The organism is Faecalibacillus faecis, from assembly GCF_003024675.1.
Lineage (GTDB): Bacteria > Bacillota_I > Bacilli_A > Erysipelotrichales > Coprobacillaceae > Faecalibacillus > Faecalibacillus faecis.
The window spans coordinates 178,861-194,483 of the sequence record NZ_PYLP01000001.1 but is presented as its reverse complement, the minus strand read 5'-3'; the positions used below and the strand labels follow the sequence as shown (position 1 = coordinate 194,483).

The window sequence follows — 15,623 nt, the reverse complement described above, 5'->3', positions numbered from 1 at the left end:
CTCCTATTTTGCAAGTTCTAACATTTTTTTAAGTGGACTGAATGCTTTTTGCATAAAGTCATCATTTAAAATCACTTCATTTGTATCATTTTCTAAAACATCAACGATTTTTTCTAATGTCACTTTTTTCATATTTGGACAAACTTGTACATCCATAATAGTGTGTAAATTTTTATTTGGTGCTAATTCTTTGATTTTCGCAAAAACACCATCTACTGTCCCAATAATAAAATCTTTCACATCTGTTTGAACAACATAATCAATAATGGCAGAAGTGCTTCCTACAAAATCAGCAGCTTCAACGATTTCTCTTTTACATTCTGGATGCACTGCAATTTTAGCCTCTGGATATTTTTGTTTCACTTCATTTAATTTATCCAAAGTAATATTGGTATGACGAGGACAATGTCCATAATTTGTCATCACATTTTTTTCAGGGACTTGTCTTCTTACAAAATCTCCTAAGTTTTGATCTGGTATAAAGAAAATATTTTTTTGTGGTAATGCTTTAACGATTTTTACAGCATTTGACGATGTCACACAGACATCCGCATATTGTTTGATTTCAGCTGTCGAATTAATATAACAAACAACAGCTAAATCATCATATTTTTCTCTCATTTCTTTAATTTCTTTAATTGTAATCATATGTGCCATTGGACAATCCGCAAAGGCATCAGGCATTAAAACCTTTTTATTTGGATTTAAGATTTTGGCACTTTCCCCCATAAATTCAACACCCGCAAAAACAATACGATCAGCTTCTGTTTGACTTGCAACTTTAGCAAGATAAAACGAATCTCCGATATAATCAGCAATCTTTTGCACTTCTTCATCTACATAATAATGTGCTAAAATAATCGCATTTTTTTCTTCTTTTAACTTTTTAATTTTTTCTATATTATCCATATAACTTCTCCCTTTTCTCGAGGAGAGTATACTCCTTTTGTTTACACCTGACAAGACAGTTGTCAAAAATAAATGTAAAAAAGGTATCTTTTCTCAAAGATACCTCTTACATTTCTTTTAACCCCAATAAAATACATCCAATCAACATATATTCCTTTAAGCTTTCAATCTTAATCAAATCAGGTATATAACTCTTTGGCATATATTTTTCCATTTCTTTTTTTACATCATCACTTTTAGAAATCAACCGATTATAAATAATGATTGCATCCGGTGCCAACATCGAAGTAATCCCTAAACAATACTTCATTGTCCATTCAAGAGCTCCTTCTGGAGTTTTCTTAATTTCTTGATAATTCTCACTAAAAGAAATCGGTAAATACTGAATTTCACCCGCAATATTATGCCTTCCTTTAATTAAATGTCCTCGATGAATATGTCCTACCCCACCAGTACCACCAATTCGTGCTTGGTAAAGGAAAGAAATCGATTCATAGTCATCTTGTGAAGCAAAATATCCCATCACAATTGTATTAACATCATTATTAATGACAATCTTTTGACTATATTTTTCTTCAAGAAAAGCTTGTAAACGACATTCATTCAAGCCATATTTTTTTAAAGTTACTACTCCATTATAAACAACCCCAGGTAGTGATAGACTAATGAGTTCTATATCAGGATATCCATATAAAACCGTATTAATTAAATCAACAATATCATCGACTGAAATAGTGTTTTTATAGACTTCAAAATCTTCTAAAATCATATTATTTTCATCATAAAGACGACTTACAAGTCTTACTTTTTGATCTAATTGAATAAAAGCAAGTGCTAAAACTTGTTGATGAGCTTTCAACATTTGTTTAATAGGTAAAGGATTTTCTTGTTGACTTTGAACTTCTTTTTCTTTATAAAGTTCATCTTCTAAAAAAGTAATCGTATTTCCCACATCATATTTTCCAAATAATGCAGGTGATATAGCATAAACACGCTTATTTTTTAAGACTCCTTCTACTTCAGATAAACGAAATGATACCTGTGGTGCTAGTAGAATAACATCATAATCTTTCGCCATGTCATAAAGATTACCATAAGAAACAGCATTAAATTCAAAATCCTTATTTAGAAGCTGTACACCCTCATTTAATTTTTCCGCAAAGAAACCTGTAGTAAGTCCACTTGTACACGAAAGAAGTACTTTTGTTTTTTTAGAAGTTGTCAACCTTTGTAAACAAAGACGCATGTCATAAAGTAAACCTAAAGCGTGATGAAAATTATTCATTTGAAAATGAATAAAGAAGATTTTTTCTTTAGTCATCTTATTTTCAACATCGAGTTCAATAATACAATCAGGATAAAAATTAATAAATCCTAAACCATATTTTGTTTCAATCACAATATTTTCATTTACTTCTTTGACATCCCAATCATCTTCATTTTGATTCAACAGCCATCTCTTTAAAAGTTCTGTATCAATCTCTTTTAAAAAAGAATCCATCGTCCTCACCTCTTTTTTATTATACATTTTTTCATCCAGAAATTAAAATTCTTGATAATAATCAAGAATTATTGTTCAGGTACAACTGCGAAATAAACAAGGTCTTCTTCATGATCATTGACCATTGTATGTTTATGACCTTTAGGACAATAATGAACACTTCCTTTATGAAGTTCTTCTCTTTGTCCATCATAAATAACATAACCATTACCAGAAATAACATAAATCACTTCACTGTTTGTTTCATGAACATGTTCTCCAACACTTCCGCCATATGGAATATGTCCAATCATAAAACGATTTAAACCATCAAAATACATCTTTGCTCCAATGTATTTTTCGCCACCTTTAAAGTTTTCAAATTTTTCTAAATTATTTTCATCATATTCAAAAATCATATTTATATCCCCCAATCGCTTTTCATTATAACATATCTTACACAATTTTAAGATGACGAACTGCATGATTTTCTATATAATATTAAAAGAAGGTGATTTTATGTATAAATTATTAATTGTTGAAGATGATTTTATTATCGCAAAAGGCTTACAAAAACATTTTGAAAAATATCATTATGATGTTCAATATATAGAAGATTTTGAACATGTTTTAGATGATTTTTTAGAGTTTCAACCTGATCTTGTTTTATTAGATATCCATCTTCCTTTTTTTGATGGTTATTATTGGTGTCAAGAAATTCGAAAAATTTCACAAGTCCCTATTGTTTTTATTTCTTCCGCTAATGAAAATATGAATATTGTTTTAGCAATGAATATGGGTGGTGATGATTTTATTAATAAACCTTTTGATTTACAGGTTGTACAAGCTAAATTACAAGCGATTCTTAGAAGAACTTATAGTTTTTCTAAAGATTTTCATTTGTTAACTTATCAAGATGTTCATTTAGATATCTTAGCTGGAAAAATCACTTATCAACAAAAGGAACTTATTCTAACTAAAAATGAATTAAAAATCTTAGAATATTTATTTGAACATGCGGAAGTGATTGTTTCTCGTATTGATTTAATGAATCATTTATGGGATGATCACCAATTTATTGATGATAATACTTTAAGTGTTAATATGAATCGTTTAAGAAAGAAATTAGAAGATATTGGTTTACATGATTTTATTCATACTAAGAAAGGCTTAGGGTATTTATTATGTTTAAAGACTATTTAAAGAAAACATATCCCGTCTATCTTCTTTATTTGTTGTTTGTCTTATGTACTTTTGTTGTTTTAATGATATGTCAAATGATTTTAGATTTAATTATTTATATGTTAAGTCTCTATTTTTTTATCATCCTTCTTTATTTTTTACTTGATTATAAAAAATACAAACAACATCATCAATATTTGATTTATTTAAAAGACAATCCTGAATTGTTTGATAATTTACCTCAAGAAAGCTATCTTGAAGAAAAAACATATCAAGAAATGCTTCAAATGTTACAAAAAAAGATATTTCAACTTAAACAAGAAAATCAACAAAAATACAATAACACGATAGATTATTATACAAAATGGGTCCATCAAATCAAAACTCCTATTGCTGGATTAAAACTCATCATTCAAAATGATTACCCAGATAAAAAAATGCTTGTAGAACTTTTAAAAATAGAACAATATGTCAATATGGCTTTACAATATGTACGTTTAGATTCTATTCACCATGATCTTTCTTTTCAAAAAGTTTCTTTAGATCATCTTGTTAGTCAAGAAATCAAAAAACAATCACTCTTTTTCTTTCAAAAAAAATTAAAAGTAGATTATCAAATTAAAGACCTAAAAATCTTAACAGATGAAAAATGGAGTGGTTTTGTCATTGAACAAGTTCTTTCTAATGCTTTAAAATATACGAAAGAAGGAAGTATTACTTTTTATAATGAAGGTGAAAAGCTTTATATTCAAGACAGCGGTATTGGAATTAAAGAAAGTAATCTGCCACGTGTTTTTGAAAAAGGATTTACAGGTTTTCAAGGAAGAAATGATAAAAAAGCCAGTGGTTTAGGTCTTTATTTATGTAAAAATATTTTTAATCAATTGGGTCATTTGATTTCTATTGAATCAAAAGTAGGTCAAGGAACAACTGTTTGTCTTGATTTTAGTAAAAAAGAAATATTTATTGAATAATCTTACAAAAATGTAAGATTATTTTACTTACTTGTAAGATAAATCGATAGGTCATATTTTAGAAGTAGAATACAATAAGTGTGTAAAAAGGAGGACACAAAAATGTCATTATTAAACGTTAAACATTTACAAAAAATTTATTCAACGCGTTTTTCAAACCAAAAGGTAGAAGCTTTAAAAGATGTTTCTTTTGATGTTGAAGAAGGAGAATATATCGCCATTATGGGTGAATCTGGAAGTGGAAAAACAACACTCTTAAATATTCTTGCTTCATTAGATAAACCAACAAGTGGAGAGGTTTTATTAGATGGAAAAGATCTTACAAAAATTTCTGATAAACATATTTCAGCTTTTAGACGAGATAATCTTGGCTTTGTTTTTCAAGATTTTAACTTATTAGATACTTTTAATGTCGCTGACAATATCTATTTACCTCTTGTTTTATCAAAAGAACCCTATGCTTTAATGAAACCAAAACTAGAAAAACTTGCGAAACCATTAGGAATTAATCATTTATTAGAAAAATATCCTTACGAAATATCTGGTGGTCAAAAACAAAGAGTTGCGGTTGCAAGAGCCTTAATTACCCATCCTAAAATTATTTTAGCCGATGAACCCACAGGTGCTCTTGATTCAAAATCAACCGATCAACTTTTATCTATTTTTGATCAAATTCATCAAAGTGGACAAACAATTTTAATGGTTACTCATAGTAGTAAAGCAGCTAGTTATGCCAGTCGTGTCTTATTTATTAAAGACGGACAAATCTTCCATCAACTTTATAAAGGAGATATGTCTAATCAAGAAATGTATCAAGCTATTAGCGATACTCTAACAATGCTTCTTTCGGGAGGTCAATAAAATGAAATTTTATTTAAGATTGGCTTTAAGAAATATCAAAAAGAATAAAAAGCTTTATAGTTCTTACTTTATTTCTACTATTTTCTCTATCGCCCTTTATTTCATTATTAAAACTGTAGGAAATAGTCCTACTTTAAAGGGTCAGGATTCAATTACTATGTTTTTAAACCTAGGAGGCTATGTGATTGCCCTCTTCTCTTTGATTTTCTTATTTTATACCAATAGTTTTGTGATAAAGAATCGAAAAAAAGAAATCAGTCTTTATCATATATTGGGAATGGAAAAAAGAAATGTGCGTTCTATGATGTTATTAGAAACTATCGTTATTGCTCTTATTTCTCTTGTAAGTGGTATTGTTATTGGAATGCTTCTTTCGCAAATTACATCTGTCATTATTTTAAGAATCATTCATAAAAGTATTCATTTTTCTCTTATTTTTTCAATAGATGCTTTTATAAAAACGATTATTATTTTCAGTATTATTTTCTTTTTATCACTTATTTATAATATTTCTGTTGTTGTTAGAAGTAATCCCATTGAACTTTTAAAAGGACAGAATATTGGTGAAAAAGAACCTAAAACAAAAATCTTTTTAACACTTTTAGGGATTATTGCTTTAAGTGCAGGTTATTATATTGCTTTGTCCATTACTGATCCTATGCAAGCTATGGTTTTATTCTTTGTTGCTGTTATTTTAGTCATGATTGGTACGTATTGTTTATTTACAGCAGGAAGTATTGCTTTATTAAAGTTCTTAAAATCAAGAAGAAACTTTTATTATCAACCAACACACTTTACTTCTATTTCAGGTCTTTTATATCGTATGAAACAAAATGCTGTTGGTCTTGCTAATATTTGTATTTTATGTACTTGTGTTTTAGTGACACTTTCTTCAACAATTTGTTTATATAATGGTATTCAAGATAGTATCAAAAGACAATATTACATGGATGGAACTATTACTGTAACTGATTCGGATTATCCAAACCAAGTCTATGAAGATGTTAAAGGATTATTAAAAAATAAAAAATATGATTCTCTTTATGCTCTTTCTTATTATAATTACACAGGAAGTTTAAAGAAAAATAAAGTACATCTAAATGATTATGACTATAATCATTTAGCTTCTATTAATCTTATTTCTTTGGAGGATTATAATCATTATTTTAATCAAAATTTATCTTTAAATAATAATGAAGTTTATCTTTATAGTTATGAAGGTTATAATAACCCTACCATTTCATTAGAGAATATTCCTTATACTATAAAAGGACAAATTAAAAATCGTCAACTTCAAGCAAATAATTGTTTTGCTCCAAATAATATCTCAATAGTAATCAATCAAAGTGCTTTAAATAACTATAAGCTTAAATCAAAAAGTTATTTCATAGGTTTTAATGCAAGTAAAAAAGTTGTAGAGGAAGTAACTACTGCTATTATTCATAAAGATTATAATTACTTAGGCAATAAATATTATTTAAGTATACAAAATAGTTATGAAGATATTGATGTTATTTATGAATTATATGGTTCATTATTATTTATTGGAATTTTTCTATCAATGATGTTCTTAGTAGCAGCAATCGTAATTATTTATAATAAACAAATTTCTGAAGGATTTGAAGATCAAAATAAATTTGAAATCTTACAAAATGTTGGTATGTCACAAAAAGAAGTTAAACAGACGATTCAATTCCAAGTATTGATTTTCTTCTTTGTCCCATTGATTGTTGCCATCATTCATTTAGCCTTTGCCTATCCTTTAATCCTTCGTATTTTAAAAGGATTACAATGTAATGACAACGTTTATCTTATCTCAACTACTAGTTGCATTGCAGGTCTCATTATTATTTATACGATTGTTTATTTGATGACTTCTAAAGCCTATTATCGTATTGTTAAAAGATAAATATAAAGCGGACTTAACAAGTTCGCTTTTATAATAAAAAAACAGAGAAAATTTCTCTGTTTATTCAACTAAGGCTCTGATTCTCCGACTTATGTCCAACTAAAGCATGGCCTTTCTACAAGAATTATAACATTTTGTGTATTTATACACAATAATCCTATAATTCATTAACAATATTATTGACCCATATTCCTTTTCTTACAAGAATAAGACCAAGTGTTGCCTTAGGAATATCAACACATTGAACAAGTATATAAATTATAAGAATTGGTAGACTTGTAAGTCTTGTTAGTAATAGAGCTGTCGTAAAAGTAAAGACAAATGTATATCCACTATCAAATAAGAACGTTAAAAATGTTTTTCCCCCTGCACGCATAGTAAAATAGCTACTATAATAAATAGAGATAACCGGTAGCATACATGCTGCTACTTTAAGTAAAAATGTTGCAAGATTCTTTACTTCTACAGATGTGTTATAAATTTGTGGAATATAAATAGAAACATTAAATAAAACAACAGCCAACGTAAAACACATGATAAAGTTCATAAACACCATTTTCAAATCATAATCTTTCGCTCTTTCAATTTCACCTGCACCAAGTTGTTGTCCAACAACAATTGAAATAGAATTTCCCATGGCATAACAAACAATCATAAAGAAATTAGTAACGGTTGTGGTAATATTAATCGCTGCAACGGCAACAAGTCCTCTTGTGGAATAGCTTTGAGAAATCAAGGCAATAGAAATAGACCATAAGATTTCATTACATAAAAGAGGTAATCCTCTTTTCAACATTTCTTTAGTTGTATCAAAAGGAACTTTCTTCATCTTAATAGCATCTTTTAAATAAAGATTTCGAGAACCCCCTATAATATTAATACTCATTTCAATCACACGAGAAACAACCGTTCCAATCGCCGCTCCTGAAACCCCTAATTGTGGAAATCCAAAATGTCCAAAGATCAAAATATAATTAATACAGAAATTGACAATCACGGCGACCACACTGGCAATCATTGGTAAAATCGTATTTCCTGTTTCTCTAAGTGATGATGAATAAACTTGTGTAATTACAAAAGGAATCAGTCCAATGAGCATAATTTTTAAATAATCCATTCCATAATTTAAAGTTTTTAAACTATCTTGCGGATTATCATTTAAATATAAAGAAATCAATTGTTGTCCAAATGTATAGAATAAAAAAATAGCTAGCAGTGCAATTATAATTCCTATAATCAATTTGATCCTAAAACAATTCTCCACTCCTTCTTTATTTTTCTTTCCATAAAACTGTGCCATAAAGATTCCTGGGCCTGACATAGCGCCAAAAATCGTGACATTAAATACTTGTAATAATTGATTAGTAATAGAAACTCCTGACATAGAAAGTGTTCCTAATTGTCCAATCATAATATTATCTAATAAACTTGCAAGATTTGTAAAACCATTTTGAATAACAATGGGTATACAAATCGCAAGAACCATTTTATAAAATCCTTTACTTCCAATTAGTTTTTTCATATTCCCTCCTATGTGTAAAAGATATTATAATCGATTTTGCATTTAAAAAAAAGAGCTTTCGCTCTTTTGGTTATTTATTATCTCCTAATAATTGAAGAATATCTAAGAAGATATTAACAAAGTCTAAATAAAGATTAAATGCTCCATAAATACTTAATTTTTCTAACATTTCTGGATTAGATGAAGCATGATTATAAAATTGTAAGGATTTTTGCATATCATATGCCGTAATTCCTGCAAATAATGCAAGTGAAATAAGTGGCATAATAAGTGTTCCCACACCTAAATGAAAAATCATCACAATAACTGAAAAAATAATATAAACAAATAATCCTGCTAGACAGATTGTTCCAATTCTTGTTAGATCCATTTTAATAACTGTTCCTAATACAACAAGCACACCAAAGTAAATAGCTGCTACTAAAAAAGCAAGTGCAACACTAAAGGAAGTATAGCTTGCAATAACATAAGAAAATGTCACACCAGTAATGACTGAATAGATCATATAAAGAACTTTTGCCGTAATTGGTTTCATTGTCATTAAACGTCTTGATAAACCAATAACAACCGCAAATTGAAAAATAATTAAAATTAAGGGAAGCATTCCTGCATAAGACATAAATGATGATTTTTCTAAAGCAAAAGCTGTCATAAAAGTTGTTAAAACACCTATAATCATCCATTTAAAAATATTGTTAATGTATTGTTGTATCGTCATTGAACGATCTTCAACATATTCATAAGTTTTGTTATCCATATTCATTCTCCTATCCTTGAATAATACGATTTTCTAAAATTTTCTTTTCAGGTAAAGCTTTTTCAACATATCCTAAAATACAACAACCAACCCCAACATAATCTTCTAAATGCCATTTTTGAAGATATTGTTGTCCCTTTTCTAACTCAAACATTTCTTTACAACGATTGATCCAACAAGAACCTATATTTAAAGCATAAAATCCTGTTTGCATAGCACCAATCACTAATGAACCATCTTTTATACCATTACTTTCATCTTTTGGGACAAAGATAAAACATACTGTTGGTGCCCCATAAAAAGGATCAACATCTTTTCCAAAAATAATTGCATTAAGTTTTGAAAGTTCTTTGATTTCTTCTTGATTTTGAACAATCACAATTTTACTTGATTGTTTATTTTTACCACTAGGGGCATTTAAACCACAAGCTAAAATCGTTTGTAATTCTTCATTTTTAATTTGTTCTTGTTTAAAACTACGACAACTTCTTCTTGTTGTAAGTGCTTCAATTGCATCCATTTTTATCTCTCCAATCCTAAAATATAATTGATAAATTGTTGAGCAGTTCTTCCTGAAGTTCCACCATGAGATAATTCCCATTTATTGGCTTCTAATAAAAGTTCTTTTTCATCCATTTCTATATTATTTTTATGTGCTAATTCTAAAACAATATGATTAAATTCTTTTTTCATTGGTTTAGAATAATTGATTTTAACTCCAAAACGATTAACTAATGAAAGTTTTTCTTCCATGGTATCTGATTGATGCATTCCATTTTCTTGAACAACATCATTACGATCAGACCAGTTTTCTTTAATAAGATGTCTTCTATTACTTGTTGCATAAATAAGAATATTTTCAGGTTTTGTTTCAACCCCACCTTCAATTACTGCTTTTAAGAATTTATATTCAATTTCAAATTCTTCAAATGATAAATCATCCATATAGATAATGAAACGATAATTTCTATTTTTAATCATCGCAATAATATTTGATAAATCTTTAAACTGATGTTTATAGATTTCAATCATTCTTAAACCTTGATCATAAAATTCATTTACAATTGCTTTAATACTTGTTGATTTACCTGTTCCACTATCCCCATAAAGTAAAACATTATTTGCTTTTCTTCCTTCAACAAAAGATACAGTATTATCTAATAACTTTTTCTTTTGAATTTCATAACCAACTAAATCATCTAAAACAACTTCATCCATATTATTAATTGGTTTTAATTCTACATAGTTTTCATGACTTGTCGCAATTCTAAAGGCTTTATTTAAACCAAACATACCTACTCCATAATCTTTATAGAATTGTGTTACAACATCAAAGAACTCTTGTTCATTCTTTGTTTCTTCTAGTTTTTTAGAAAGCTCTTGTACTTTTAAAGAAACATTCTTGTTATACATCAATTCTGGTTTAGATAAAGCTTGATAATCAGCAAGTGTTGAAAAACAATCAATATTTAATTCTTTTTCAATACTCCTAAAATCATAATGGAAAAGATCATAAAATACTTTAAAATCATTTAAAGCAAAATGATTAACAGTTCCTTCTCTTGCTCCTTGTTTTTCACAAGTCATACTAAATGGATTTTCATTTGTCATTAATAAATAAGTTAAATAATTATGCCATAAATTATCATTAAATCCATATTGAGTCGCAAGTTCTAATAATCTTTTTATTTGACCATAAATTTCTTGACGAAGTTCATGATTTGATTTTTCATCATCTGATAACAACTTGGCAAGTTGTACTAAAATTTCATCCTCTGGTAAATTCCCATAAAGAATTAAGTTTGATATTAATTCATACATATATAATCCCCCTAATTTCCTTTATTTTAACGCATCTTTTAGGAAAATGAAATAAAATGATGTATAATAGTTTCAATGAGGTGAAAAAAATGGAAAATGGTGTTTTATTACAAGGGTTTCATTGGTATATAAAACCTGAAGAAAAACTTTGGAAACAACTTCAAGAAAAAGTAAAATCTTATAAAGAAATGGGTTTTTCAGCTATTTGGTTACCACCCGCTTATAAAGGAGTTGGTGGCATCAATGATAATGGTTATGGTGTTTATGATCTTTATGATTTGGGAGAATTCAATCAAAAAGGAAGTATTGAAACAAAATATGGGACAAAAGAAGATTATTTAGCGTGTATTCAAGCTTTTCAAAAAGCAGGAATCGATGTCTATGGAGACATTGTCTTGAATCATAAAATGGGTGCTGATGGTACTGAAATCGTTATGGCAAAAGAAGTCAATCGCCAAAATACCAATGAAATCATTTCTGATGATGAACAAATTGAAGTCTATACCCTTTTTACTTTTCCCGGTAGAAATAAAAAATATTCTGATTTTATTTGGCATTGGTATCATTTTGATGGTATCGATTATGATGAAAAAACACATCGTAATACTATTTTCCTTTTTAATCGAAAAAGTTGGGATCAAGAAGTAGATGATGAAAACGGCAATTATGATTATTTAATGGGAGCTGATTTAGATTTTGGAAATGAAGAAACGGCTCAAGAAGTTACCTCATGGCTTTACTGGTATATAAATTTAACTAAAATCAACGGCTTACGTCTCGATGCCGTTAAACATATTCCCGCTTCTTTTTATAAAAACCTCTTGCCAAAAATATATCGCGATTTTAATAAAGAATTATTTACGGTTGGTGAGTATTGGCACGGAGATGTGTATCATTTAGAAAATTATTTAAAAGAAGTCAATTTTGAAATGTCTTTATTTGATGTTCCTCTTCACTATCATTTTTATGATGCAAGTCATAATGAAAATTATGATTTTTCTCATATTTTTGATCAAACGCTTGTTTCCATGTATCCTTCAAATGCAGTTACTTTTGTCGATAATCATGATACGGAACCAAGTCAATCATTAGCTTCTTTCATTCCTGATTGGTTTAAAGGACATGCTTATTGTTTAACTCTTTTAAGAAAAGCAGGGTATCCTTGTGTTTTCTATGGTGATTTAGAAGGTATTGATTATGAAAATGTTTCTTCAAAAAAAGAAATGCTTCAACAGCTCCTTTCTTTAAGAAAACAATATAACGAAGGAAATCAAGAAGATTATTTTGATCATCCTCATTTAATTGGTTGGATTAGGCGTACCCAAACAAAAGCAATGGCAATTATTATGACGAATTCAACTGGTGGTATTAAATCAATGCATGTTGGTAAAGAATATAGTCATTGTTATTATGTCAATGTCTTTAATGGCTATCAAAGAGTGCTTATTAATGAAGATGGTTACGGTGATTTTTATTGTGAGGATAAAAACTTTGCTGTATACGTAAAAGAGTAATGAATCAGTTTTACTAATTCATTACTCTTTTTTATAATTATAAAATTAGTTTTTTTGTCATTTAATCCAGTTAAATTCAATTCAATCTTTACAACAGTTTCTTTTATATCAATATTTTCAAAATCATTCCCACATGTTATTGCTTCTGAAACATCAGAAAATGAAACCGAATATCTTTCTTCCATCATCTTCTTTTAAGAAAATGGCAGGATAATATAATTTCATACTCTTTCTCCTTCTTATATTTTTCATTGAAATTATTTTTGTACTTAAACCTCTCAAAATTTATTCTTTCCTAAAAAAAGCAGGTGTCTTACCCGCAAATTGAGGGACCCTGGTCTTACGACCAGCCCAATTAATAGATTTCTATTGTAAGTAGAGTGTACCATAAATCTATCTTCTTTTCATACCTGTTTAAAAAAAAGAAGGATTTCTCCTTCTAATATTGTAAAAAGATTTCTCTTATTTCATCACGGTCATGTTTTTGTGTTAAAGCAAACATTAGAATCAATACGTTAACTAAAACTTTATTTTTCCATAGGAATTTTACTTATTTGCGTATAGAAGTATATTTCTTAATTTTGCATACTAACGTAGTCTTTGGGCAAAAACATCAATAAGTTATTGACTTTCCCACTTTCTGAGTAAATCGTATTAGAAAATAATGCAAGAATACCTCAATTATAGGATTCTCCATGACATACTAGGCAAATTACTTGATAAAGATTAAATGAATCTACTAGATGCATTGTCCTTGTTATTATCACTATATTTTAACCAATGATCTCTTTTATACAATCTTTAATTAATGAATCAATCCATGAATTAATATTTGAAAATCTAAAACCTAATTTTTTAGCAAGAGCAGTATTTATTTGATAACTTTCTACATCATTGTACGGAGCAATTTCTGCGCTCTTTCTTAAAAACAACTCAGAAATGTTTTTATCAAGAATATTTTTATTCGGATCAAGTATTGATAAAATCTCATACATTGATAAAACCCCATTGCTAGCAGCATTAATACATCCCTTAAAATCATTTACATCTTTTAAAAATGCTAGAAATTTCCCAGCTTCTTTAGAATCTACGAAACTCATCTTATTTTTTATATTATTTACATATAAATTTTTCTTTTCTCTATAACATTTTATATACTTAATCAATCTTCCTGTATAATCATCTTTTCCTATAACAAATGGGAACCTAACACAAATATAGTTTATATCATTAAATTTTTGTAATATTGCAGCCTCAACAAGACGTTTCCCTTCTGCATATTCAACTTCATTTCGTTTACAATTAATATATGGATAAGTTATTGAATCAAAATCAGTTTCTTTTACATCTCCTTTTAAAGGATTATAAACAGATGTAGAAGATGTAACAACATATTTTCCACAATGAATATGTGGTAATAATATTTCTATATCATTGGAACAATATGCCAAGTTATCATATATTACATCAAAATATTTATCACTAAGGTTATTAATTATACTTAATTCATCATGTCTATCCAATCTAATTCTTTTAACTTTATTTCCAAAAGAATCACTAGTTAACCCTCTAGTTGCTATTGTTACATCACAATTACTTTTTAATAATTCATCAACCAAATGAATCCCAAAAAATCTTGTACCACCTAAAACTAAAACTTTCATCACGCTTTCTCCTTTATATAAAAATATAGAGTTAATGCTTTTTAAAAGATTTTATATATAAGCACATAATTTTCAAATTGTATTTTTAGTACTTAATTTCTTAATTATTTCTATTTCACGAAATAAAGTTTCATCCAAGGAACAACAATTATTTAACATTTGATCATAATCATCAATATCAATACTTTTTCCTTGCAAAATCATATACTTTAGTATGCAAATTTGTGCTTTATGTTCCCCAATACCTTTAAATTTCAATAAATTATTTTTTAATTCAATAAAATTAGTTACTTGAAAAACATTATTTATATCTTTAAAATCATATTTTAAAGTGTCAAACGTACTATCTAGATAATCTATCATTTTATTAGGAAATCTGTGTTTAATGCCTTGTTTATAAAATAAATCCGTTAATTCTCTTTCAGTACATATATAGTTCTTTTTTTCCAATTCTTCTACTAATTTAAGACTATTTTGTAGTGTAGTATTTGTATTTTGTGATTGATGAAATATCGTTGATATTAAAAGATAATACATTTGTTTTTTATTTATTTCTTCCATTTTCTCTTTATATTTTCCTTTTCCTTTTTTAAAAATGCATCATACAAATCAATTTGTAATTTATTAGCTATTGAAAATAAAACTATTAATACATCCGCAATTTCTTCTTCAATAGAAGAATAATTATTTATTTTGCATCTATCAATTGGTAACCTTGTCGAATCCTTTCTAATAGACTTTGCTAGCTCACCCACTTCTTCCATTAATAACATTAATTTTAATTCTATTGACTGATTATTGAACCCTCTAATTTCTAAAACATTATTAATATAATTTTGTAGTTCCACTAATGATGTATCTTTCTTTAAATCATTAAAATATTCTTCTTGAGTTTTCATATTCCTCTCCCCCTTTTTCACATAAAATTAAAATAATACTTTTCCTTATAAGTTCATTATACTCCAGACAATGCATAAAGTTGAAAAAATAACATAAAATAGTTTTTTATCCAAAAAGTTGTCTTACCGTT

At 27.7% G+C, this 15,623-nt stretch carries 15 protein-coding genes; 5 read left to right on the top strand and 10 right to left on the bottom strand.

Features of this window, described 5'->3' with window-relative positions:
• Positions 1-3: 3 nt before the first annotated feature.
• From nadA to C7U55_RS01020, 3 genes are all read right to left on the bottom strand, one after another.
• Positions 4-909 (bottom strand): quinolinate synthase NadA, encoded by a 906-nt coding sequence (nadA, locus tag C7U55_RS01030; RefSeq protein WP_106986956.1) that lies wholly within the window; start codon positions 907-909, stop codon positions 4-6.
• A gap of 106 nt (positions 910-1,015) precedes the next feature.
• Positions 1,016-2,410, bottom strand: a complete 1,395-nt coding sequence (locus tag C7U55_RS01025; RefSeq protein ID WP_162297384.1) for an ROK family protein — start codon at positions 2,408-2,410, stop codon at positions 1,016-1,018.
• A 68-nt stretch (positions 2,411-2,478) separates the two neighbouring features.
• Complete coding sequence (locus C7U55_RS01020; protein ID WP_106986954.1) at positions 2,479-2,808, bottom strand: cupin domain-containing protein; 330 nt, start codon at positions 2,806-2,808, stop codon at positions 2,479-2,481.
• A gap of 100 nt (positions 2,809-2,908) precedes the next feature.
• Here C7U55_RS01020 and C7U55_RS01015 point away from each other — a divergent pair, with 100 nt between their 5' ends.
• From C7U55_RS01015 to C7U55_RS01000, 4 genes are all read left to right on the top strand, one after another.
• Positions 2,909-3,592 (top strand): response regulator transcription factor, encoded by a 684-nt coding sequence (locus tag C7U55_RS01015; RefSeq protein WP_106986953.1) that lies wholly within the window; start codon positions 2,909-2,911, stop codon positions 3,590-3,592.
• The gene (locus C7U55_RS01010; RefSeq protein ID WP_106986952.1) at positions 3,574-4,545 is read left to right on the top strand and encodes a sensor histidine kinase; all 972 of its coding nucleotides are present in this window, start codon (positions 3,574-3,576) and stop codon (positions 4,543-4,545) included. Before C7U55_RS01015 ends, C7U55_RS01010 begins: the two co-directional genes overlap by 19 nt.
• A 102-nt stretch (positions 4,546-4,647) precedes the next feature.
• Positions 4,648-5,406 carry an ABC transporter ATP-binding protein gene (locus tag C7U55_RS01005; RefSeq protein WP_106986951.1) on the top strand — a complete coding sequence of 253 codons (759 nt, stop codon included), beginning with the start codon at positions 4,648-4,650 and terminating at the stop codon, positions 5,404-5,406.
• Position 5,407: 1 nt separating this feature from the next.
• Positions 5,408-7,315 (top strand): ABC transporter permease, encoded by a 1,908-nt coding sequence (locus C7U55_RS01000; protein WP_106986950.1) that lies wholly within the window; start codon positions 5,408-5,410, stop codon positions 7,313-7,315.
• A gap of 157 nt (positions 7,316-7,472) precedes the next feature.
• Here the strand turns inward: C7U55_RS01000 and C7U55_RS00995 are convergent, their stop codons facing one another.
• The 4 genes from C7U55_RS00995 to C7U55_RS00980 all read right to left on the bottom strand — a co-directional run bounded on the left by C7U55_RS00995 (position 7,473) and on the right by C7U55_RS00980 (position 11,415).
• The gene (locus C7U55_RS00995; protein ID WP_106986949.1) at positions 7,473-8,837 is read right to left on the bottom strand and encodes an MATE family efflux transporter; all 1,365 of its coding nucleotides are present in this window, start codon (positions 8,835-8,837) and stop codon (positions 7,473-7,475) included.
• A gap of 70 nt (positions 8,838-8,907) precedes the next feature.
• Positions 8,908-9,594 (bottom strand): Bax inhibitor-1/YccA family protein, encoded by a 687-nt coding sequence (locus C7U55_RS00990; protein ID WP_162297383.1) that lies wholly within the window; start codon positions 9,592-9,594, stop codon positions 8,908-8,910.
• A 10-nt stretch (positions 9,595-9,604) separates the two neighbouring features.
• Entirely contained in the window at positions 9,605-10,114 is a 510-nt protein-coding gene (locus tag C7U55_RS00985; RefSeq protein ID WP_106986947.1) for a nitroreductase family protein, read from the bottom strand.
• Positions 10,115-10,116: 2 nt separating this feature from the next.
• Positions 10,117-11,415, bottom strand: coding sequence for an ATP-binding protein (locus C7U55_RS00980; RefSeq protein WP_106986946.1), 1,299 nt, complete (start codon positions 11,413-11,415; stop codon positions 10,117-10,119).
• Between the two features lie 89 nt (positions 11,416-11,504).
• On the opposite strand from C7U55_RS00980, the gene C7U55_RS00975 reads away from it, so the two are divergent.
• Complete coding sequence (locus C7U55_RS00975) at positions 11,505-12,929, top strand: alpha-amylase (protein ID WP_106986945.1); 1,425 nt, start codon at positions 11,505-11,507, stop codon at positions 12,927-12,929.
• Between the two features lie 773 nt (positions 12,930-13,702).
• On the opposite strand, the gene C7U55_RS00965 is transcribed toward C7U55_RS00975, so the two are convergent.
• From C7U55_RS00965 to C7U55_RS00955, 3 genes are all read right to left on the bottom strand, one after another.
• The gene (locus C7U55_RS00965; RefSeq protein ID WP_106986943.1) at positions 13,703-14,593 is read right to left on the bottom strand and encodes an NAD-dependent epimerase/dehydratase family protein; all 891 of its coding nucleotides are present in this window, start codon (positions 14,591-14,593) and stop codon (positions 13,703-13,705) included.
• A gap of 72 nt (positions 14,594-14,665) precedes the next feature.
• The gene (locus C7U55_RS00960) at positions 14,666-15,154 is read right to left on the bottom strand and encodes a hypothetical protein (protein WP_032090425.1); all 489 of its coding nucleotides are present in this window, start codon (positions 15,152-15,154) and stop codon (positions 14,666-14,668) included.
• Positions 15,142-15,492 (bottom strand): MazG nucleotide pyrophosphohydrolase domain-containing protein, encoded by a 351-nt coding sequence (locus C7U55_RS00955; protein ID WP_106986942.1) that lies wholly within the window; start codon positions 15,490-15,492, stop codon positions 15,142-15,144. The genes C7U55_RS00960 and C7U55_RS00955 overlap by 13 nt, the downstream gene beginning before the upstream one ends.
• Positions 15,493-15,623 lie beyond the last annotated feature (131 nt).